A 20,357-nucleotide genomic window follows, 5' to 3' on the forward strand; every position below is an offset into this window, starting at 1 on the left:
TGAGGGCCGGATCTGAGACCTCTCAGAAACCGCCTCGAGCCTGAGTTTTTACTGCACTCCTGCAAGTTTGCACTTGCGTAACTTTGCACGGCGCGTAAAGTTGCAGTTATGAATCCTTCCGCCGAACTCGGGCTGCGTGACCGCAAACGCCTCGAGACCCGCGCGCGCCTCGAGCGTGCCGCGGTCAGCCTGGCGCTCCGTGACGGTCTCGCCCTGGCCACCGTCGACGCGATCAGCGAGGCGGCCGGCGTGTCGCCCCGCACGTTCTTCAACTACTTCGACAGCAAGGAAGACGCGGTCATCGGCGTACGCGATACGGCGGTCATGGCCGAGACCATCGCAGCGCATGGCCGACCCTCGGTCGGAGACGATCTCGTGAAGTCCGTCGTGCGGCTGCTGCTGGCCGTGATGGGACCGATGGTCTCGGCTCCGGATCTCCGTGAACAACGGCTGTCGATCATCCAGCACCATCCCGAACTGCTCTCCCGGCAGGTGACGCAGATGACACGGATGGCAGATCAACTGGTCGCGGCCGTCCGCGACATTCTCGAAAGCGATCCCGATCCGTCCCGGCGGGGCACCGACCCCGAGATGCTGCTCGCGCTCTGCGGCAGCGGCGTGCGGATCGCCATCAAGGAGTGGATCGCCGCCGGCAGCACTCCCTCCCCCGAACTGCTTGAACCACGAGCGATCTCGCTCGTCAGAGAGGTAACGAAGAACATCCAATGAGTACCGCAACCACGCCGAAGATCGCCGCCACACCGGCGGCCAACCCGGCAACCAGACGCAACATCCTGCTGGTCTTCGCCGGCCTGATGGTCACCATGCTGCTCGCCTCGCTCGACCAGACCATCTTCAGCACCGCGTTGCCGACCATCGTCGGCGAGCTCAACGGCGTCCAGTACATGCTGTGGGTCACCACGGCGTACATCCTCGCCTCCACCATCATGCTGCCGGTCTACGGCAAGCTCGGCGACCTCATCGGCCGCAAGGGCCTCTTCATCGCGGCGATCAGCCTGTTCATCCTCGGCTCCGTGGTCGGCGGGCTGGCACCCGATATGGGCCAGCTCATCGTCGGCCGCGCCATCCAGGGCCTCGGTGGCGGTGGCCTGATGATCCTCTCGCAGGCGATCATCGCCGACGTCGTGCCCGCCCGCGAACGCGGCAAGTACATGGGCATCATGGGCGGCGTGTTCGCGCTGTCGTCGGTTGCCGGACCGCTCCTCGGCGGCTGGTTCACCGAGGGTCCCGGTTGGCGCTGGGGTTTCTGGATGAACATCCCCCTGGGCATCCTGGCGATCCTGTCAGCCGTGATGTTCCTGCACCTGCCGAAGGGCTCCGAGGCCAAGCCGCGTATCGACTTCGCCGGCATGATCCTGCTCGCATTCGCCTCGACCGGGCTCGTGCTCACCACGACCTGGGGCGGCAACACCTACGACTGGGATTCGCCCATCATCATCGGGCTGATCGTCGGAACCATCGTGGCCGCCATTGCGTTCATCATGGTCGAGCGCCGGGCTGTGGAACCGATCATGCCGCCGCACCTGTTCAAGGACCGCAACTTCAACCTCACCACGATCGCCGGTCTCATCATCGGCATCGCGATGTTCGGTGCTCTCGCCTACCTGCCCACCTACCTGCAGATGGTCACCGGCGCCAACGCCACCCAGGCCGGGCTCCTGCTGATTCCGCTGATGGCGGGGCTGCTGGTCACCTCGATCGGGTCGGGCCAGCTGGTCAGCCGCACGGGTCGCTACAAGTTCCTGCCGATCCTCGGCACCATGATCACGGCCGTCGCACTCGGGCTGCTGTCGACCATGACCGCAGGGATGCCCGTCTGGATCATCTGCGCCTACCTGGCCGTGATGGGCATCGGGCTCGGCATGTGCATGCAGATCCTGATCCTGATCGTGCAGAACTCGTTCCCGCTGCGTGAGGTGGGGACGGCGACCGCGTCGAACAACTACTTCCGCCAGATCGGCGCCTCCCTCGGTTCCGCTGTGGTCGGGTCGCTGTTCGTCGCCAAGCTCACGTCGCTGATGGCCGAGCGCCTGCCCGCCGGTGCGGGCAACGCCGGTGGCAGCAATTCGTTCACGCCCGACCTGGTGCGGAGCCTGCCGTCGGCGGTGCGCGACATCATCGTCGGCTCGTACAACGACGCTCTGACGCCGGTGTTCCTCTACATGGTGCCGCTGGTGCTCGTCGCGACGGTGCTGCTGCTCTTCGTGCAGGAGAAGCCGCTGGCGACGACGCTCGACCGGGATGCGGCGCCTGCAGGGGTTGCCGCAGCGTCGGTTACGGCAGCCTCGGTTACGACAGCCTCACTCGAGATCGACGGGGCGTCGCACACGCGGCTCGCCGACACCGGGGTGGATGCAGACACCGAAGTGGTCTCCGCCCCCAGGCACTGAGCCACTCCCCCCGGAGGCCCGACTCTCCCGTTTGCGCTGCGTTTCGACGCCTGAGCCGCACGAACGGGAAGGTCGGGCCTTCTCTGTGGTGTGCAGGTGGGGTCTGGCGAGGGCTCGGGCGTGGCCCTAGTGCGGGAGGTTCGACGGATCGGGTTCGGGCAGCAGATGCAGGCCCACGGTGCTGCTCGCGCCGACCATCAGAGCTTCGATCCAGGCCCGGTTCAGCACCGGTTCTTTGCTGCCGTAGAACTTGAACTGCAGCGGGATCGACGGGTGCAGCCACAGGGAGGCGTGGCCGGCAGCCGATTCGGGGCCGTACGCGTACTGCATCGTGAACGATTCCGCCCGACGAAGCTTCGTCACGATGACCACGCGCAGGTGGGCGAGCACCCGGTCATCGAATTCGATCTCCACGCCGGGGGATCCATAGATCAGTTTGCCCATACCCGCGGTTGCTCCGTTCAGCCTGATCACGCATCCCCCTGATGAACGCGCCCGTACAGTTTGCCAGCATAATCTGCCCGCCGACGTTCTCCTCGACAGGGCGCTCCGGCCGAGGCCAGTCGACGTCAGCCGACAGCGCCGTTCCAGTCGTCGAACGGATCCCAGCCGCCGGGTCTGACGTAGGGCCTGCCGCCGATGGTGACCAGCGGATGCCCGTCCTGCCCTGCCCGCACCTCACCGATCACGCGGAACTCCGCCGGCAACTCCGCTCCCGGAGGGAACGTCGCCAACAGCGCGTGATCCTCTCCTCCACAGAGCACGAAATCCTCGGCTTCTGCACCGATCGTGCTGTCGAGCTCCCGCAGGGCCCGCCCCTCGGCTTCGATGGCGTCATGGAACAACTCGAGAGAACACCCGCTCGACAAGGCGATACGCCCCGCGTCGAGCACCAACCCGTCAGACACGTCGAGCATCGCGGTGGCACCGGCCTCGGCGGCCGACCGCCCGGCCCCGAGAGGCGAGACCGGGGCGAGCTGCGCCTCCACGATGGCGGGGTGAGCGGCGCGCACCGCCCGCCCGAGGGCGGCGTCAGGGTGACGCGCGCCGCCCGGCCGTTCCACGACTGGTTGTTCGGCGACCGGTTGGTCGGCGACTGGCCGTTTCGCGACTGGCTGTTCGGCGACTGGTTCGGTTTCCGCCGTTCCCTGGTCCGACTGAGCGGCGGCGAACAGCCGGGCGATGCCGGCGCCCGCGAGGCCCAGCGCTCCCGCCACGGCGACCCGGTCTCCCGGCCGCGCCCCCGACCGCAGTACCGGAGAACGTCCGCCCAGGTCGCCGAAGGCCGTCACCGCGAGCACAAGGGTGTTCGACACCGACAGGTCTCCGCCGACCACGCCGGTGCCGGGTGACATCGCCGCGCAGGCGTCGCGGAGGCCGTCAGCGATGCCCTCCAGGAGAGCGACCGGGGTGTCGAGGGGGGCGGCGATCGCCACGACCAGGGCGCTCGGCGTCGCTCCCATTGCGGCCACGTCGGAGAGGTTCGTCACCGCGGCCTTCCACCCCAGGTCGTGCGGGGTCGACCAGGCGAGCCGGAAGTCGGGTCCGTGGATCATCGTGTCCGTCGTCACCACGAACCGGCCATCCGGCGCCGCGACCACTGCCGCGTCGTCGCCCGGGCCGATGAGCGCCGCGTCGGCGTTCGGCAGTCGCGGGAAGATCCGCGCCAGGGCGGCGACTTCGCCCACGACGGCGAGGGTGTCGGCAGCACGCGTGTCGGCAGCACCCGTGTCGGCAGCACCCGTGGCAGGGCCGATCTCGGACGCGTCTTCGCGCGAAAGCTGAGGGTCTGCCCCACGGGTGTCCACGGCTCAACGGTAACCTGTTGGTGATGCTTCCCCGTAAACGCCTCCTGGTTCCGGGGGCCGCCCTCGCCGCCCTCGTCGTCGCCGCGATCACCGGCTGCGCCCCGACCGTGGCGCTCGAACCCGCCGCCGGTGCGACCGACCCCGGCTGCGCCGAGGTCATGGTGCGGCTGCCCACGACGGTCGCCGAGGAAACCAGCCGCGAGACGAACGCGCAGGCCACCGCAGCCTGGGGATCGCCCGCCGCCGTACTGCTCCGCTGCGGCGTGGCAGAGTATGGGCCCACCACCCTCCCCTGCCTCGACATCGGCAACACGTCGAGCCAGACCGGTCAGAGCATCCAGTGGATCGAGGACGACTCCGAGAAGCCCAGCTACACCTACACCACCTTCGGCCGGAGCCCCGCGACCCAGGTGATCGTCGACTCGAATGCCGTCTCGGCCACCACTGTTCTGATCGACCTGCAGAGCGCTGTCGCGGCCATCCCGCAGACTTCGGTGTGCACGAACCCCGACGACGTCCTCGGCACGGCCGGCAGCGGCTCGGCGACCGGCTCGGCTACGGACCCCACCAGCACGAACCCCACCAGCACGGACCCTTCCAGCACAGACCCCGCAACCGGCCCCGCCGGCACCGACGCCGCAACGCTGGCACCGTCGGACTCCGGCGCACCGTTCATCATCGAGACGACTCCACCGGCCCCGGCCAACTGACGCCTCCTCGCTCCCCATGGATCGCCCTCCTGCCACCCCGGATCCGGGCAGCAGTCGACCGGTCAGACGTCGCCGGAGACTCGCACTGGCGGTCGCGGCCCTCCTGACGATCGGTGTGGGGCTTGGTGTGCATTTCGGAGCGTCCGGGGCGGCCGCAGACTTCGCCGGCGACGCTCTCTACGCCGTGCTCGTGTATCTCGTCGTCGCCGCGATCGCGCCCCGGCTCCGTTCGGTGCGCGTCGGCGCCATCGCCTTCGGGCTCTGCGCGGCCGTCGAATGCTTCCAGCTCACCGGCGTTCCGCAGAGCATCAGCGCCGGCTTTCCAGCCGCGGCGCTCCTGCTCGGGAGCACCTTCTCGCCGGTCGACCTCCTCGCCTACGCCGCCGGGATCGTGGTGATCACTGCGCTCGACGCTTCGGCTCTGACGGTTCGGCGGTCCCGGCACACGTGATCGGAAACGATTGCAGCGAACCTCGACCCAGAGTCGCTCGGTGTGCCGAGTCCGTGTCCGTTCGTGCGCGCGCAGGCCGAGTGCCGCGCTCCCGGCCCGAGCGCGCCCCTACTCCGCCAGCCCGCGGCGCGCGAGCAGCGGGCCGATCTCCGCGGCCCGCCCGCGGAACTCGGCGTACGCCTCCAGTGGGTCCTTCGACCCGCCGACCCCGAGCAGGAGCGCGCGGAAGCGGTCCCCGTTCGCCCGGGTGAGCCCGCCGTTCTCGCGGAACCACTCGACCGTGTCGGCATCCAGAACCTCGCTCCAGATGTACGAGTAGTAGCCGGCGTCGTAGCCTCCCGAGAACGTGTGGGCGAAATACGTGCTCGAGTAGCGCGGAGGCACAGCGGCGTTGTCGAGCCCGACGGCCGCGAGCGCTGCAGTCTCGAAGGCCGCGACCTCGCGCAGTGATTCCTCCGCCCCGAGCGTGTGCCAGGCCTGGTCGAGCAGCGCGGCTGCCAGGTACTCGCTCGTCTCGAAGCCCTGGTTGAACGCCGCCGACTCCTGCAGGCGGGCTGCGAACGACGCGGGCATCGCCTCGCCGGTCTGGTGGTGCACGGCGTAGTTCGCGAGCACTTCGGGCCAGAGCATCCACATCTCGTTGACCTGGCTCGGAAATTCGACGAAGTCGCGGTACACGCGCGTCCCCGCGAACTTCGGATAGGTGACCCGCGCGAAGAGCCCGTGCAGCGCATGCCCGAACTCGTGGAAGAGGGTGCCGACCTCGCTGTAGGTCAGCAGCGTCGGTGTGCCGGGAGCGGGCTTCGGCACGTTCAGGTTGTTGGTGACGACGGCAGGATGCCCGAGGAGGGCATTCTGGGCGACGAGCGAGTTCATCCACGCCCCGCCCCGCTTCGAATCGCGGGTGTACAGGTCGAGAAGGTAGAGGCCGACCTCCGAACCGTCTTCGTCCCGGACGTCGAAGACCCGCGCCTCCGGATGGTACGCCACGAGGTCGGGACGCTCGGTGAAGGTGACCCCGTAGAGCCGGTTCGCCGCCCAGAACACGCCGTCCTGAAGCACCCGCTCCGCCTCGAAATAGGGGCGCATCTCTGAGGTGTCGATGTCGTAACGGGACTTGCGTTCCTTCTCGCTGAGGAAGGCCCAGTCCCACGCGGCGATCTCGAAGGCGTCTCCGGCCTGGCGCTGCAGCGCTGCCTGCTCGGTGAGGGCGTTTCGCGCTGCGGGGCCCGCGAGCATCCCGAGCATTCCCGCCACGGCGCCCGGCGTCCCGGCCGTCTGCCCCGACGTCACCAGAGCGGCGTGCGAGTCGAAGCCGAGGAGCGCCGCCCGCGAAGCCCGCACGCGGGCGATCTCCAGCACCAGCTCGCGGTTGTCGTACGCACCGCCGCGGCGTCCGCGCGCGAGGGAGGCGGCCATGATCCGCTCACGGAGGGCACGGTTCGTGAGGGTGGCGAGGTACGGATGCCCGGTCGGGAGTACGAGCGTGATCACGAACGATCCCTCGAGTCCCCGGTCGCGGGCGGCTTCGGATGCCGCGGACAGCTGCCCGGCGTCGAGCCCGTCGAGCTCGGCGACGTCGTCGACCACGACCGCGAGGTCGTTGGTGTCGGCGAGCAGGTTCTTCTCGAACCGGGTCGTCAACGTGGAGAGTGTCTGGTTGAACTCCCGGAGTGCCGTCTTGTCGGCGTCGCCGAGGCCCGCGCCGGACCGGGTGAAGTCGGAGTGGTACCGCCAGGCGAGATAGCGGGCCTCCGCGTCGAGCGCGGTACCGGCCGCGTCGGCAGGAGCACCGGACAGCCCCTCCCACACGGCCCGAACCCGGGCGAACAGCACGGGGTCGAGCCGGATCCGGTCCGAGTGCGCGGCGAGAACCGGCGCCAGCTCCTCTTCGAGCGCATCCGTGAACGGGCTGCTGTCGGCCGAGGCGCGGTTGTAGAACACCGTCGAGACGCGGGCCAGCGTCTGCCCTGCACGCTCGAGGGCGAGGATCGTGTTCTCGAAGGTCGCAGCATCCGGAACCGCCACGATCGCCGCGATCTCCGCCTCATGCTCGGCCAGACCCCGCTCGAACGCGGGCCGGTAGTGCTCGTCGCGGATCGCCCCGAAGTCGGGCAGCGAGTAGGGCAGCGGGCTGGGTTCGAAGAACGGATTGCTCATGCCCTGAAGCCTACGACGAGCATCCAGAAGCCCGAGCGCAAGGGTCACCTGCCGATTGGCCAGCCTCGCCGAAGCGAGCGTAGCGTTGGGGGTATGACAGTTCCCACAGTGACCCTGAACAACGGCATCGAGATCCCGCAGCTGGGTTTCGGCGTCTTCCAGATCGACCCGGCCGACACGAAGGAGGCCACGCTCGCCGCTCTCGAGGTCGGCTACCGCCACATCGACACGGCGGAGATGTACGGCAACGAGAAGGAGGTCGGGCAGGCCGTGGCCGCGTCGGGCCTCGCGCGCGAGGACATCTTCGTGACGAGCAAGCTCAACAACGGCTTCCACGAGCGGGATGCCGCGCTGAAGGCATTCGACGGCACCCTGGAGGCGCTCGGTTTCGACTACCTCGACCTGTTCCTCATCCACTGGCCGCTGCCGAAGGTCGGCGACTACCTCGAGACGTGGAAGGCGATGGAGGAGATCCTCGCCTCGGGCCGCGCCAAGGCGATCGGTGTCTCGAACTTCCAGCAGCACCACCTGCAGCGCCTGTTCGACGAGGCCGACATTGTGCCTGCCGTCAACCAGATCGAGGTGCACCCGTACCTGACGCAGGATGCTCTCCGAGCGTTCGGCGCCGAGCACGGCATTGCGACCGAGGCCTGGTCACCCATCGCCCAGGGCAAGGTGCTCGACGACCCCGCCATCGTGGCCATCGCCGACCGCCTCGGAAAGTCGCCCGCCCAGGTCACCCTGCGCTGGCACATCCAGCGGGGCGACATCGTCTTCCCGAAGTCGGTGACGCGCACCCGCGTCGAGGAGAACTTCGCTCTCTTCGACTTCGAACTCTCGGATGCCGACCTCACGGCACTCACCGCTCTGAACCGCGACGAGCGCACGGGCCCGAACCCCGACGAGTTCAACTACATCCCCGCCTGACCCGCCCGTCCCGCCCCTCCCGTCCCGTCCCCGCCCCTCCCGCGGCCCCCTGAACGCAATCGAGTGGGCGATTTGGGCCCCAAAATCTGAGATTTAGGGCCCAAATCGCCCACTCGATGGGGTTTTAGGGGGGCTACTCCAGGGCCAGGGTCAGGAGGTGGGTGATCAGGGCCGGGTAGGTGAGGCCCGTGGCGATCCAGCAGGCGGGGAACATCGAGATCGGGGTGAAGCCCGGCATCGTGTTGACCTCGTTCACCACGAAACCTGTCGGCGTCAGGAAGAAGTCGACCCGGGCGAGCCCCGCGCAGCCGATGGCTGTGAACGCCCGCACGGCGAGCTCCTGCATCTCGGCCAGCTCGGCGTCCGTCAGCACGGCCGGGCAGACCAGCTCGATTCCGGCTGCGCCGAGGTACTTGGCGTCGAAGTCGTAGAACTCGCGGTCGGTCATCACGACCTCGCCGGCGACGGATGCCCGGGGGGCCGCACCGCCGAGGGAGCCGAGCACGCCGCACTCCACCTCGCGCCCCACGATGCCCTCCTCGACGAGCACCCGGTCGTCCTCGGCGAGCGCGACCTCCATGGCAGACGCGAACGCAGACCAGTCCTTGACCTTGCTCACACCGACCGACGAGCCGGCCCGCGCGGGCTTGACGAAGACCGGCAGCGCGAGCGCGGCGGCCGCGGCATCCTGCACCGCCGACGGCGACGACGCCCAGGCCCCGGCCGTCACCGTCTGCCACGGCGCGACCGCGATCCCGGAGGCCGCGAGCACGGTCTTGGTGAAGTGCTTGTCCATACCGAGCGACGACGCGAGCACCCCTGCACCGACATAGGGCAGCGAGACGAGTTCGAGCAGGCCCTGGACGGTGCCGTCCTCGCCCCACGGCCCGTGCAGGATCGGGAACACCACGTCGACGTCGCCGAGCGAGCGAGCGGAGCCCGCGGCATCCAGAACCGTCAGTTCGCGCGACAGAGCCGACGCCGGCCACTGCACCCGTGTGCCGTTGTCGACAACGGAAGGCATGGCCGATGCGTCGAGCGTGAACTTCGCCGCGTCGTCGTCTTCGAGCACGAACGCCCCGTCACGGGTGATGCCGATCGGGATCACCGTGTAGAGCGAGCGGTCAATGGCCTCCAGCACCCCGCCCGCCGTTGCGCAGCTGATCGAGTGTTCGCTGGAACGGCCGCCGAAGAGAAGGGCCACCACGGTTTTTTCTGCCATCGATCGGCCTTTCGCCCTGGGGTTCGAGTGAATCGGTTGTGAGGTGGGGAGCGATGTCCCGAGGGTTCAGCGTACCGGCAAGCACCTGGCTGACCTGCTGCACGATGGGCATGTCGACGCCCCGCGCGGCCGCCAGCGTGAGGATCGGCGCGACGGAGGCGAGCCCTTCGGCGGTCTGCTGCATGCGCGCGACCACGTCGGTGAAGCTGTAGCCCTGGCCGAGGAGGCGCCCCGCGGTGTTGTTCCGCGACAGCGGCGACGACGAGGTGGCGATGAGGTCGCCGAGCCCTGCGAGCCCCGACATCGTTTCGGGCACAGCGCCATAGGCGACAGCGAAGTCGGTCATCTCGGCGAGCCCGCGGGTCAGGATCGAGGCCTTCGTGTTCTCGCCGTAGCCCACGCCGTCGACGATCCCGATCGCCACCGCGATGAGGTTCTTCAGCACGCCGCCGAACTCGGTGCCGATGACGTCGGTGTTGACGAATGAACGGAAGTAGCGGTTCGTGGCCACCTTCGCGACGGCTTCGGCCGTGGCGAGCGATGCCGACGAGATGACGGCGGCTGTCGGCTGCTCTTTGGCGATCTCGAGCGCCAGGTTGGGTCCGGATGCGACGGCCAGCCGGTCGCGGTCGATGCCGAGGCCCTGCTCCAGCACCTCGCTCATGCGGAGGCCGGTGCCCTTCTCGACACCCTTCATCAGGCTGATCACGACCGTCTCCGGCCCGATCAGCGGCGCGAGCGCGGCGAGGTTCGACCGCAGCGACTGACTCGGGATCGACACGAAGACGAACGCCGACTCGCCGACGGCCTCCTCGAGCGACGACGTTGCCCGGATGCTCGGCGGCAGGTTGATGCCGGGGAGGTAGTCGCTGTTGCGCTTGGCCAGGCTGATCTCCCGCGCAAGCTCCGGACGCCGGGCCCAGAGCGTGACGTCGGCACCGCCGTCGGCGAGGATCTTTGAGAACGTCGTTCCCCAGCTGCCGGCCCCGAGGATGGTGACCTGCGGCACGGGCGGAACGACGATCGGCGGCTTCCGCCGCCCGAAGGGGGGACTCACAGTCGTCCGAATTCGGTCTGGTCGTGCTCGGCGGGGTTCCAGCGCTCGGCCGGCGCCTTCTCGCCGCGGAGATCTTCGAGGAGGCGGGTGATGGCATCCATCACGAGCGCCGTCGCCTCAGCGAGCGCCGACTGGGTGAGCGGGGCACCCCGGAACCTGGCCAGGTCGACCTCGTCGCCGTACTTGATGTGCACGGTCTTCCGAGGGAACACGCTGATCTTCTTGCTCCAGCGCGGCAGCACCGCCTGGGTTCCCCAGTGGGCGACCGGGATGACCGGCAGTCCGTTCTCGAGGGCGATCCGCACCGCACCGCTCTTGCCGCGCATCGGCCAGAGGTCGGGATCGCGCGTCAGCGTACCCTCGGGATAGACGATGACACCCTCACCCTCGGCGGTCAACGCGTTGGCCGCAGTGAGCGGATTGTTGCCGTGTGTACGGCCCGATCGCTCGACGGGCACCTGTTTGATCGCCCGAAGTGCTGCGCCGAGTACCGGCACCTCGAACAGCGATGCCTTGGCGAGGAACCGCGGCACGCGCCCGAGACGCCACACCGACCAGCCGATCATGACCGGGTCGATGTCGCTGTAGTGGTTCGGCGTCAGCACGAAAGCTCCCTCGCGCGGGAGCTTCTGGGCATCTTGAACCTCGAGCTTCGCGAGCAGGGCGACCACCGGGATGACCGGGGCCGCCAGCAGCCGGAAGGTGAGGTTCTTCTCCGAACGAGCCGAACCGCCCGAACGGTTCGAACCGCCCGCACCGCCCGAACGCTCGGAGCGAGCCATGCCTACGCCTCGAAGGAGAAGTCGGCTCCCAGCTTCTTGAGCTTGCCGGTGAAGTCTCCGTAGCCGCGGCTGATCAGACCGACGTTCGAGACGCGCGAGGTGCCCTGGGCCGTGAGAGCTGCGATGAGGTGGCTGAAGCCGCCTCGGAGGTCGGGGACCTCGATGTCGGCGCCGTGCAGCTTCGTCGGGCCGGTGATGACCGCGGCCTGCTCGAGAGCACGACGGGGAACACGGCGATTGCCGCCTTCGAGGCCGTTCTTGTGCACCTCGATGTCGGCGCCCATCTCGACGAGGGCGTCGGTGAAGCCGAACCGGTTCTCGTAGACGGTCTCGTGCACGATCGACGTGCCGATCGCCTGGGTCAGCGCGACGATCAGCGGCTGCTGCCAGTCGGTCATGAACCCGGGGTGCACATCGGTCTCGATCACGACGGGCTTGAGGTCGCCGCCCGGGTGGAAGAAGCGGATGCCGTCCTCTTCGATGTCGAAGTCGCCGCCGATCTTGCGGAAGACGTTCAGGAAGGTCATCATCTCCTGCTGCTTCGCGCCGACGCAGAAGATGTCGCCCTTGGTGGCGAGGGCGGCCGATGCCCAGCTCGCGGCCTCGTTGCGGTCGAACAGCGCGCGGTGGTCGTAGCCCTTCAGCTTCTCGACGCCCTCGATCAGGATGACGCGGTTCGGCTCGATCGAGATGATCGCGCCCATCTTCTGCAGCACCGCGATCAGGTCCATGATCTCGGGCTCGATGGCCGCGTTCTTCAGCTCGGTGGTACCGAGCGCGCGCACGGCCGTGAGCAGCACCTGCTCGGTCGCACCGACGCTCGGGTAGGGCAGCTCGATGTTCGCGCCCTTCAACCCGTGGGGAGCGGTGATGTTGATGCCGCTCGGCAGCTTCTCGACGACGGCGCCGAACGAGCGGAGCGCGTCGAGGTGGAAGTCGATCGGACGGTCGCCGATGCGGCAGCCGCCGAGGTCGGGGATGAAGGCGTGGCCGAGACGGTGCAGCAGCGGGCCGCAGAACAGGATCGGGATGCGCGACGAGCCCGAGAGCGCATCGATCTCGGCGCTCTGGGCGATGGCCACGTTGGCCGGGTCGAGCACAAGGGTGCCGGACTCGGGGCTGCCCGTGATCTCGACGCCGTGGATCTCGAGGAGGCGCGACACGACGTGCACGTCGCTGATGTCGGGCACGTCGCGGAGAACGCTCTTGGTGTCGCCGAGGAGGGCCGCGACCATGGCCTTCGTGACGAGGTTCTTCGCCCCGCGCACATCGATCCGGCCCCGGAGCGGACGACCGCCGTGCACGATGATCGTGTCGGAGAGAAGTCCCACGTGGGCCGCCGCCTTCTGTGCGTCGAGAACGAGCTGGGCGTCTTGGAGAAGAGAATTCATATAAGGGTGCTGCCTACTTCACTGGGAGGGTCTTCGGTCGCCAGCTCTGCCGGCGACTCTCGAAATCTGTGATCTCCGCTTCGCTTCGCAGAGTGAGCCCGATGTCGTCGAGACCTTCGAGCAGCCTCCATCGAGTGTAGTCATCGATGTCGAAGGGGACTGTGAGCGACCCGACCGTCACGGTCTTCGCCAGCAGGTCGACGGTGACGTCGCGGCCCGGCTGCTCGTCGATCGCGGCCCAGACCGACTCGATGTCAGCCTCGGTGAGCTGGGCTGCGAGAAGCCCCTGCTTGCCCGAGTTGCCGCGGAAGATGTCACCGAAGCGCGAGCTCAGCACGGCCGCGAAACCGAAGTCGCGGAGCGCCCAGACGGCGTGCTCCCGCGAGGAGCCGGTGCCGAAGTCGGGACCGGCGACGAGCACCTTCGCCCCGGCGAACACGGGCTGGTTCAGAACGAATTCCGGGTCCTGCCGCCAGCCGGAGAAGAGGGCATCCTCGAAGCCGGTCTTGGTGACCCGTTTCAGGAAGACGGCGGGGATGATCTGGTCGGTGTCGACGTTCGAGCGCTTCAGCGGCGCCCCGACCCCGGTGATGACCGATACGGCTTCCATCGTCTAGACCGCCTTCGCTGCTGTGGTGAGTTCGGGAGCCTCGACGAGGTCCCACGGGCTCGACAGCGTGCCGCGGATCGCGGTGGCTGCGGCGACGAGCGGCGACACCAGGTGCGTGCGCCCGCCCTTGCCTTGGCGGCCCTCGAAGTTGCGGTTGGAGGTGGAGGCACACCTCTCGCCCGGCGCGAGCTGGTCGGGATTCATGCCGAGGCACATCGAGCACCCGGCGAAGCGCCATTCCGCACCGAACTCCTCGACGATCTTGTCGATGCCCTCGGCTTCGGCCTCGATGCGCACCCGGGCGGAACCCGGGACCACCATCACTCGCACGTTGTCGGCCTTTTTCTGGCCCTTGATGACCGAGGCGAATGCCCGCAGGTCCTCGATGCGACTGTTCGTGCACGACCCCATGAAGACCGCGTCGACCGCGATGTCCTTCATCGGGGTGTTGGCGGTGAGAGCCATGTATTCGAGCGCCCGCTCGGCGTTCGACCGTTCGTTCGCATCGATGATGGTCGACGGGTCGGGCACGTTCTCGCTGAGCGAGACGCCCTGGCCGGGGTTCGTGCCCCAGGTCACGAACGGCTCCAGCGTGTCGGCGTCGAGGAAGACCTCGGCGTCGAACACCGCATCGTCGTCGGTCTCGAGCGTCTTCCAGTACGCGACGGCTTCGTCCCAGTCGGCTCCGGCGGGAGCGTGCGGACGACCCTGGAGGTAGTCGAACGTGGTCTGGTCGGGTGCGACCATACCCGCCCGCGCACCGGCCTCGATGGACATGTTGCAGATGGTCATCCGACCCTCCATCGAGAGGCTCCGGATGGCCGACCCCCGGTATTCGAGCACGTAGCCCTGTCCGCCGCCGGTGCCGATCTTCGCGATGACCGCGAGGATGATGTCCTTTGCCGTGACGCCCGGGCGGAGCGTGCCCTCTACCGTGATCGCCATGGTCTTGAAGGCCTTCAGCGGCAGGGTCTGGGTGGCGAGCACATGCTCGACCTCGCTCGTGCCGATACCGAACGCCATGGCGCCGAACGCGCCGTGGGTGGAGGTGTGCGAGTCGCCGCAGACGACAGTGATGCCCGGCATGGTCAGTCCGAGCTGCGGGCCGACGACGTGAACGATGCCCTGCTCGACGTCGCCGAGCGAGTGCAGGCGCACACCGAACTCCTTCGCGTTGTTGCGGAGCGTGTCGATCTGGGTGCGGCTCGTGAGGTCGGAGATCGGCTTGTTGATCCCGAGGGTGGGCGTGTTGTGGTCTTCCGTGGCGATCGTGAGGTCGGGCCGCCGCACGGGGCGGCCGGCGAGCCGGAGGCCGTCGAAGGCCTGCGGGCTCGTCACTTCGTGCACGAGGTGGAGGTCGATGTAGAGGAGGTCGGGCGCGCCATCCTCACCCTTGACGACCAGATGGTCGTCCCAGACTTTCTCTGCGAGGGTCAGGCCCCTGGTTTCTGACATGCTTCCACCTTCGAATGCGGCAATCTATCCGCTCATTCTAACCGCGCACCCCCGAATTGATTCCCGGCGGGCCCGACCAGTCTCGCCGTCAGTCGAAGGTTCTGAGCAACTGCCAGACCAGGCGGTGGTCGTCCCACCGGATGTCGAACATCCGCGCCTCGCCGTCGTCGGCGGTGGCCTGGAAGCGCCAGCCGACCGAAAGCCGCGGCGGGTGCGTGAAAGCGAGCGCGTCGAGGAAGGACTCGGGAAGGTCGTCGCCGAGCCGGGTCGGGGAGTCCGTCACCCGGAAGCGGCGCGACCCCCAGACGAGACGGTTCGGCCGGCCCTCCTTCAGCCAGACGGCCACCACTTCGCCGACCTGCATCACGTTCTCCCTCCCGCCACACTCGAACATATGTTCGATTGATCGAGTCTAGGTCGGTGGGCGGAGACTCGCCAACACAATCGCCCGACATCGGATGGCGCCAAAAGTACTTGACATGACACCACCGTGGTGTCACAGTAGTGCTATGGAACTCAGCCACTACGTCAGCGACCTGCAGGAGCGACTGCTCGGCGCGGCCCAGAACGCCTCCGACGACACCCGGGAGGCGGCCGAACGGCTCGTCTCCGGGATCGATGCCGCCGCACGCCTGGTGCTGCTCGACGTGCTGTCGGCCGCCGCGAGCGAGATCACGCGAGACCTCGCCCCGGGCTCGGTCGACCTGCGCCTGCGAGGGCGCGACGTCGACTTCGTGGTCACCCGCCCACTGCCCGAAGCCGACGAGCGGGGTGTCGATGTGACACCACTCCCCACCGCAGACCTCTCCGACACCTCCAGTTCTCGCACCACGCTCCGGCTGCCCGACGCCCTGAAGTCGCAGGTCGACGACGCAGCGGCCGCCGACGGCGTCTCGGTCAACACCTGGCTGGTGCGCGCCGTCGCCGACGCCCTGCAACCCCGGCAGCGACGATCGGCGCAGAAGACACTGCGAACCGGCGACAGCTTCGCCGGTTGGGCCCGCTGACCCGCGGCACACCGCTGGCAGCACCCCGACCACTCACCCCCCACAACACACCTCACAAGCAGAAAGGCAGGCGCCAGCATGCCCACTTTCCCCACCCCCGAACCTCTCGACCTCGCCATCGACCTCCAGGTCGGGGCGATCGACATCATCGCCTCCGAGCGCGCCGACACCGCAGTCACCGTCACCCCCTCGAACCCCGACAGGGCCGTCGACGTGCGGGGAGCCGAGCAGACCACCGTCGAGTTCGACGGCCGCCGCCTCACCGTCGTCGGCCCGCGCCCCCGGCTCAGCTGGATCGGCCCGACCGAGTCGGTCGACCTCCGCATCGAACTCCCCGCGACCTCCCGGGTCACGGCCGAGATCGCCGTCGGTGGCGTGCGCACCACGGGTGCACTCGGCGCCACGCGCATCAAGAGCTCGATGGGCACCGTCGAGCTCGAACAGATTGCAGACCTCTGGATGCGCGCCGGCCACGGCACGGCGAGCGTCGGCCGGGCGACCGGCTCGATCGACATCACGGCCGACCACGGGCAGATCCGGGTCGGCGTCGTCGCGGGAGACGCCACGCTGAAGGCCTCCCACGGCAGCATCCGCGTGGGCGAATCGGCCGGCGACGTCGACGCGAAGCTCTCCTACGGAGACCTCGAGATCACGCACGCCCTCGCCTCCGTCTCAGCGAAGACCGCTTACGGGAGCATCCGCATCGACGAGGTCTCCCGGGGCGACATCCAGCTGCAGAGCGGGTACGGGCAGGTCGAGGTCGGCGTGCGCCCCGGGGTACCCGCCTGGCTCGACCTGGCGTCGAAGGAGGGTCACGTGCGCAACGGACTCGACGGCGACGGCGCACCCGACCCGGCGGAACCCTCCGTTGCGGTGCGGGCCCGCACCCAGTTCGGCGACATCACGGTGCGGCGCGCGGGCTGACAGAGCGCCGCCTGACAGCACGCTGGCCGACCTCACACCCGACCGCCCCATCCAGCCCGACCGCCCCATCAAGCCCGACCGCCCCCATCCAGAAAGGACGACACTCATGACCCCTGCAGCGATCGAGGTGCGCGACCTCACCAAACGCTACGGAACCGCCACCGTACTCGACCGGATCGACTTCACCGTGCCGGCCGGCTCGGTCACCGCCCTCATCGGCCCGAACGGCGCGGGCAAGACGACGACCGTGCAGATCCTCTCCACGCTCCGAAAGGCCGACGCCGGCATGGCGAGGGTGGCCGGATGCGACGTGCAGGGCGACCCCGACGGAGTGCGTGCGGCGATCGGGCTGACCGGCCAGTTCTCGGCCGTCGACAAGCTCCTCACCGGCGAGGAGAACCTGCGCCTGATGGCCCGGCTCTCACACCTCGGCCGGCGGCGCGGGGCGGCGCGCGTCGAGGAGTTGCTCGAGCAGTTCGACCTCGTCGACGCGGCCCGGAAGCCCCTCTCGACCTACTCCGGCGGCATGCAGCGCCGTCTCGATCTTGCGATGACACTGGTGCGCACCCCCGAGGTGATCGTTCTCGACGAACCGACCACCGGGCTCGATCCGAGCAGCAGACGCACCCTCTGGAACGCGGTGCGGGACCTGGTCGACGCCGGCACGTCCGTCCTGCTGACCACGCAGTACCTCGACGAGGCCGACGAGCTGGCCGACCGCGTCGTGGTGCTCGACGGGGGCCGGGTCGTCGCCGACGGCACGCCCGACGAGCTGAAACGTCGCGTGCCCGGCGGCCACATCCGGTTGCAGTTCGGCGACACCCGGTCGCTCGATGCAGCGCACCGGATGCTCGGGGGCGCGTCACGGGGCGACACCGCTCTGGCGCTCGACGTGCCGCTCGCCGAGGGTGACGGGAGCGTGTCCACCCTGCGGCACCTGCTCACCCGGCTGGACGGGGCCGGCATCGTCGTCGACGACCTCACCATCCACACCCCCGATCTCGACGACGTGTTCTTCGCCCTCACCCAGGAGGTCTCCTCATGACGACACTCGATCGCTCCGCCCCTTCTCGTTCCCCGCGCCCCGCGCGGCCGCCTCACCGCTCGCATGTCATCGCCGACTCCGTCACGATGCTGCAGCGGAACCTCCTGCACATGGTGCGGTACCCCGGCCTCTCGCTCTTCACGATCCTCGGACCCGTCGTGCTGCTGTTGTTGTTCGTCTTCGTTCTGGGCGGAACCCTCGGCGCGGGCCTCCCGGGTGCCGGGAGCGGGGACGCCGTCGACGGGGCAGGAGGGCGCGACGCCTACCTGGCCTACGTGATGCCGGGCATCCTCATCGTGACGATCGCTGGCACGGCGGGCGGCACGGCCACCACTGTCTCGATGGACCTGGCCGACGGCATCACGGCCCGGTTCCGCACCATGGCCATCTCGCGGGCGGCCGTGCTCGCCGGTCACGTGCTCGGCAACACCCTCCAGGGGGTGCTCGCGGCTCTTCTCGTTCTGGGCGTCGGGCTGTTGATCGGGTTCCGGCCCGGCGCCTCGCCGCTCGGCTGGCTGGCGGTCATCGGGCTGGTCACCCTGGTCGCGTTCTCGGTGAGCTGGCTCGGCGTCGCGATGGGGATGCAGGCGAGATCGGTCGAGACGGCGAGCAACCTCCCGCTCGTGCTCACCTTCCTCCCCCTTCTCGGCAGTGGATTCGTGCCGACGGCCTCCCTGCCCGAGGGGCTCCGCGTCGTCGCCGAGCTACAGCCCTTCACCCCGTTCACGGAGGGCCTGCGGGCGCTGCTCGGCGGCACCGAACCCGGGATGACTCTGCCGCTGTCGCTCGGCTGGTGTGTGGTGCTCGCGGTCGCCGGATACATCTGGTCGCGGGCGCTCTACGAGAGGAGATCGGTGCGGTGAACAATGCTTATACCTGAAAAACAGCTGGCAGTCCGAAAAGATTAACATTCGGAAATACAGGTGACAAAAACACCGTTCGTCGGATAGCTTCATCTCGATGTCGCCGTCGCAGGGGGCGCTCTTCCTTTGTCAATTCCATTTCAGGAGCACCCATGCACGGTATTTCCCTACCTGAACGCGCCACAAGCCGCCCAGCGGCTTCGCGCGGTCTCGCGAAAAGACTGGCCATCTTCGGCGCCGCAGCAGCCTTTGCTGTCGTCCCGTCGCTCGCTCTCGCCCCGGCGGCCTTCGCTGCGGGTGAGTTCAGCGTCACAGCCCCCGCCGCAGGCGACACGGATGTCGCGCAGGCCGGTCCCGGCCTCACCGGCTTCGCCGGCACCAACCTCGACGCCGGTGACACCGTGCAGGTCTACTACACCGCAGCAGACGGAACCGCAGACACCCCCGCCATCTTCGGCGGCGTGCAGGCCGACGGCGACGGCAACTGGACTGCGATCGCGAACTTCGGCGCCCTCGCGCCGGGCCAGACCCTGGTCAGCGTCACAGTCAAGGAGTTGAAGGACGACGAAGCGGGAACGGTCGTCGAGACCCTCCCGGCCTACTCCTTCACCTTCAAGGACGCGCCCGTGCCCGGCGACCCGTTCACGGTCACCTCGCCCGAGCAGCTGAGCACGGTCGACACCGCCACTCCGGTGTTCGAGGGAACCGGCACACCCGGTGCCACCGTCGAGATCCAGTACACGGGTCGCGCGGGCAACCAGGACAGCGCCGGCACGACCATCGTGAAGCTCGACAAGACCTGGTCGATCACCACCGACTTCAGCGACCTCGAGCCCGGCGGCGGAACGGTCGACACCGACGGCGTGCGCGTTCTCACGTACCAGACGGATGCCGACGGCAACGAGCTCCCCGGAGCAGACCGCCAGGCCATCGTCTTCTACTTCGCGACTGCCCCGGTGCCGCTCATCCCGCTGAGCCTCACACTCGACCCGACGTCGACCACCGTCTCCGACACCGCAGCCACCGGCATCGCGTTCACCGCGACCGGCTTCAGCCCCGCCGAGTCGCTCACCCTGGTGATCACCGACCCGACGGGCGCCGTCGTCGTGCTCCCCGGAGCCGACACCGCAGCCCAGCTCTTCGCTGAGGCGACGGACGGCAGCGCGAAGGGTGCGATCATCCTCGCCGCCAACGCTCCTGTCGGCGACTACAGCGTGGCCCTGACCGGCGACCGATCGGCCCGCGTGGCCACGGGGACGTTCACAGTCGTCGCCGACCCGACGCCCACCCCCACCCCGACACCGACTCCGACCACCCCGGCAAACGGTGGCGGCAGCGGTAACGGCGGATCGGGCAGCGGAACCGGCGGACTGGCCAACACCGGTCTTGACGCAACAGGTATCGGCGCCCTCGCCGGTGGCTTCCTGCTCGTCGGTGCCGGCGTGGTCTTCGCCTTCCGTCGCAAGGCGAACGCGTAACCCGAACCGCGTCACAACACCTCTTCTCTTTTCTTCTTCCACACCGTTTGGAGTTC

The 20,357-nt window shown here is 68.6% G+C and carries 20 protein-coding genes; 10 read left to right on the forward strand and 10 right to left on the reverse strand.

Annotated features, from left to right (window positions below):
* Positions 1-108 precede the first annotated feature (108 nt).
* The gene (locus tag FB464_RS09650; RefSeq protein ID WP_116414057.1) at positions 109-729 is read left to right on the forward strand and encodes a TetR/AcrR family transcriptional regulator; all 621 of its coding nucleotides are present in this window, start codon (positions 109-111) and stop codon (positions 727-729) included.
* The gene (locus FB464_RS09655; protein ID WP_116414056.1) at positions 726-2,411 is read left to right on the forward strand and encodes an MDR family MFS transporter; all 1,686 of its coding nucleotides are present in this window, start codon (positions 726-728) and stop codon (positions 2,409-2,411) included. The genes FB464_RS09650 and FB464_RS09655 overlap by 4 nt, the downstream gene beginning before the upstream one ends.
* 126 nt (positions 2,412-2,537) lie before the next feature.
* On the opposite strand, the gene FB464_RS09660 is transcribed toward FB464_RS09655, so the two are convergent.
* A complete protein-coding gene (locus tag FB464_RS09660; protein ID WP_116414055.1) occupies positions 2,538-2,855 on the reverse strand; it encodes a DUF7882 family protein in 318 nt (105 codons plus the stop codon).
* A gap of 125 nt (positions 2,856-2,980) precedes the next feature.
* Positions 2,981-4,099, reverse strand: a complete 1,119-nt coding sequence (locus FB464_RS09665; protein ID WP_246093178.1) for a thiamine-phosphate kinase — start codon at positions 4,097-4,099, stop codon at positions 2,981-2,983.
* A gap of 143 nt (positions 4,100-4,242) precedes the next feature.
* Here FB464_RS09665 and FB464_RS09670 point away from each other — a divergent pair, with 143 nt between their 5' ends.
* Both FB464_RS09670 and FB464_RS09675 read left to right on the forward strand, forming a co-directional pair.
* A complete protein-coding gene (locus FB464_RS09670; protein WP_116414054.1) occupies positions 4,243-4,929 on the forward strand; it encodes a DUF3515 family protein in 687 nt (228 codons plus the stop codon).
* A gap of 16 nt (positions 4,930-4,945) precedes the next feature.
* Entirely contained in the window at positions 4,946-5,380 is a 435-nt protein-coding gene (locus tag FB464_RS09675; RefSeq protein WP_116414053.1) for a ribosomal maturation YjgA family protein, read from the forward strand.
* A 108-nt stretch (positions 5,381-5,488) separates the two neighbouring features.
* On the opposite strand, the gene FB464_RS09680 is transcribed toward FB464_RS09675, so the two are convergent.
* Entirely contained in the window at positions 5,489-7,540 is a 2,052-nt protein-coding gene (locus FB464_RS09680; RefSeq protein ID WP_116414052.1) for a M3 family metallopeptidase, read from the reverse strand.
* Positions 7,541-7,633: 93 nt separating this feature from the next.
* Between FB464_RS09680 and FB464_RS09685 the strand changes: the two genes are divergently transcribed.
* Positions 7,634-8,467 (forward strand): aldo/keto reductase, encoded by an 834-nt coding sequence (locus tag FB464_RS09685; RefSeq protein WP_116414051.1) that lies wholly within the window; start codon positions 7,634-7,636, stop codon positions 8,465-8,467.
* Between the two features lie 133 nt (positions 8,468-8,600).
* Here FB464_RS09685 and FB464_RS09690 read toward each other — a convergent pair whose 3' ends face one another.
* The 7 genes from FB464_RS09690 to FB464_RS09720 form a co-directional block, all read right to left on the reverse strand.
* Positions 8,601-9,689 (reverse strand): D-alanine--D-alanine ligase family protein, encoded by a 1,089-nt coding sequence (locus tag FB464_RS09690; protein WP_116414050.1) that lies wholly within the window; start codon positions 9,687-9,689, stop codon positions 8,601-8,603.
* Entirely contained in the window at positions 9,592-10,683 is a 1,092-nt protein-coding gene (locus FB464_RS09695; RefSeq protein WP_116416476.1) for an NAD(P)H-dependent glycerol-3-phosphate dehydrogenase, read from the reverse strand. The genes FB464_RS09690 and FB464_RS09695 overlap by 98 nt, the downstream gene beginning before the upstream one ends.
* 59 nt (positions 10,684-10,742) lie before the next feature.
* Entirely contained in the window at positions 10,743-11,528 is a 786-nt protein-coding gene (locus tag FB464_RS09700) for a lysophospholipid acyltransferase family protein (RefSeq protein WP_116414049.1), read from the reverse strand.
* 2 nt (positions 11,529-11,530) lie between these two features.
* On the reverse strand, positions 11,531-12,919 hold the full coding sequence (gene murA, locus FB464_RS09705; RefSeq protein WP_116414048.1) for a UDP-N-acetylglucosamine 1-carboxyvinyltransferase: 1,389 nt from the start codon (positions 12,917-12,919) through the stop codon (positions 11,531-11,533).
* Positions 12,920-12,932: 13 nt separating this feature from the next.
* A complete protein-coding gene (gene leuD, locus FB464_RS09710; RefSeq protein ID WP_116414047.1) occupies positions 12,933-13,529 on the reverse strand; it encodes a 3-isopropylmalate dehydratase small subunit in 597 nt (198 codons plus the stop codon).
* 3 nt (positions 13,530-13,532) lie between these two features.
* Positions 13,533-14,984: a 3-isopropylmalate dehydratase large subunit gene (gene leuC / locus FB464_RS09715; protein ID WP_116414046.1), complete on the reverse strand. Its 1,452-nt coding sequence runs from the start codon at positions 14,982-14,984 to the stop codon at positions 13,533-13,535.
* Positions 14,985-15,072: 88 nt separating this feature from the next.
* Positions 15,073-15,348 carry a hypothetical protein gene (locus FB464_RS09720; protein WP_246093001.1) on the reverse strand — a complete coding sequence of 92 codons (276 nt, stop codon included), beginning with the start codon at positions 15,346-15,348 and terminating at the stop codon, positions 15,073-15,075.
* A 145-nt stretch (positions 15,349-15,493) separates the two neighbouring features.
* On the opposite strand from FB464_RS09720, the gene FB464_RS09725 reads away from it, so the two are divergent.
* From FB464_RS09725 to FB464_RS09745, 5 genes are all read left to right on the forward strand, one after another.
* Positions 15,494-15,991 (forward strand): histidine kinase, encoded by a 498-nt coding sequence (locus FB464_RS09725; RefSeq protein ID WP_116414045.1) that lies wholly within the window; start codon positions 15,494-15,496, stop codon positions 15,989-15,991.
* Positions 15,992-16,069: 78 nt separating this feature from the next.
* Entirely contained in the window at positions 16,070-16,915 is an 846-nt protein-coding gene (locus FB464_RS09730) for a DUF4097 family beta strand repeat-containing protein (RefSeq protein ID WP_116414044.1), read from the forward strand.
* 106 nt (positions 16,916-17,021) lie between these two features.
* A complete protein-coding gene (locus FB464_RS09735) occupies positions 17,022-17,960 on the forward strand; it encodes an ATP-binding cassette domain-containing protein (protein WP_116414043.1) in 939 nt (312 codons plus the stop codon).
* The gene (locus tag FB464_RS09740; protein WP_116414042.1) at positions 17,957-18,823 is read left to right on the forward strand and encodes an ABC transporter permease; all 867 of its coding nucleotides are present in this window, start codon (positions 17,957-17,959) and stop codon (positions 18,821-18,823) included. The genes FB464_RS09735 and FB464_RS09740 overlap by 4 nt, the downstream gene beginning before the upstream one ends.
* Positions 18,824-18,975: 152 nt before the next feature.
* Positions 18,976-20,301 (forward strand): LPXTG cell wall anchor domain-containing protein, encoded by a 1,326-nt coding sequence (locus FB464_RS09745; protein ID WP_116414041.1) that lies wholly within the window; start codon positions 18,976-18,978, stop codon positions 20,299-20,301.
* Positions 20,302-20,357: the final 56 nt, after the last annotated feature.

It is taken from the genome of Subtercola boreus (assembly GCF_006716115.1).
In the GTDB taxonomy this organism is placed as follows: Bacteria; Actinomycetota; Actinomycetes; order Actinomycetales; family Microbacteriaceae; genus Subtercola; species Subtercola boreus.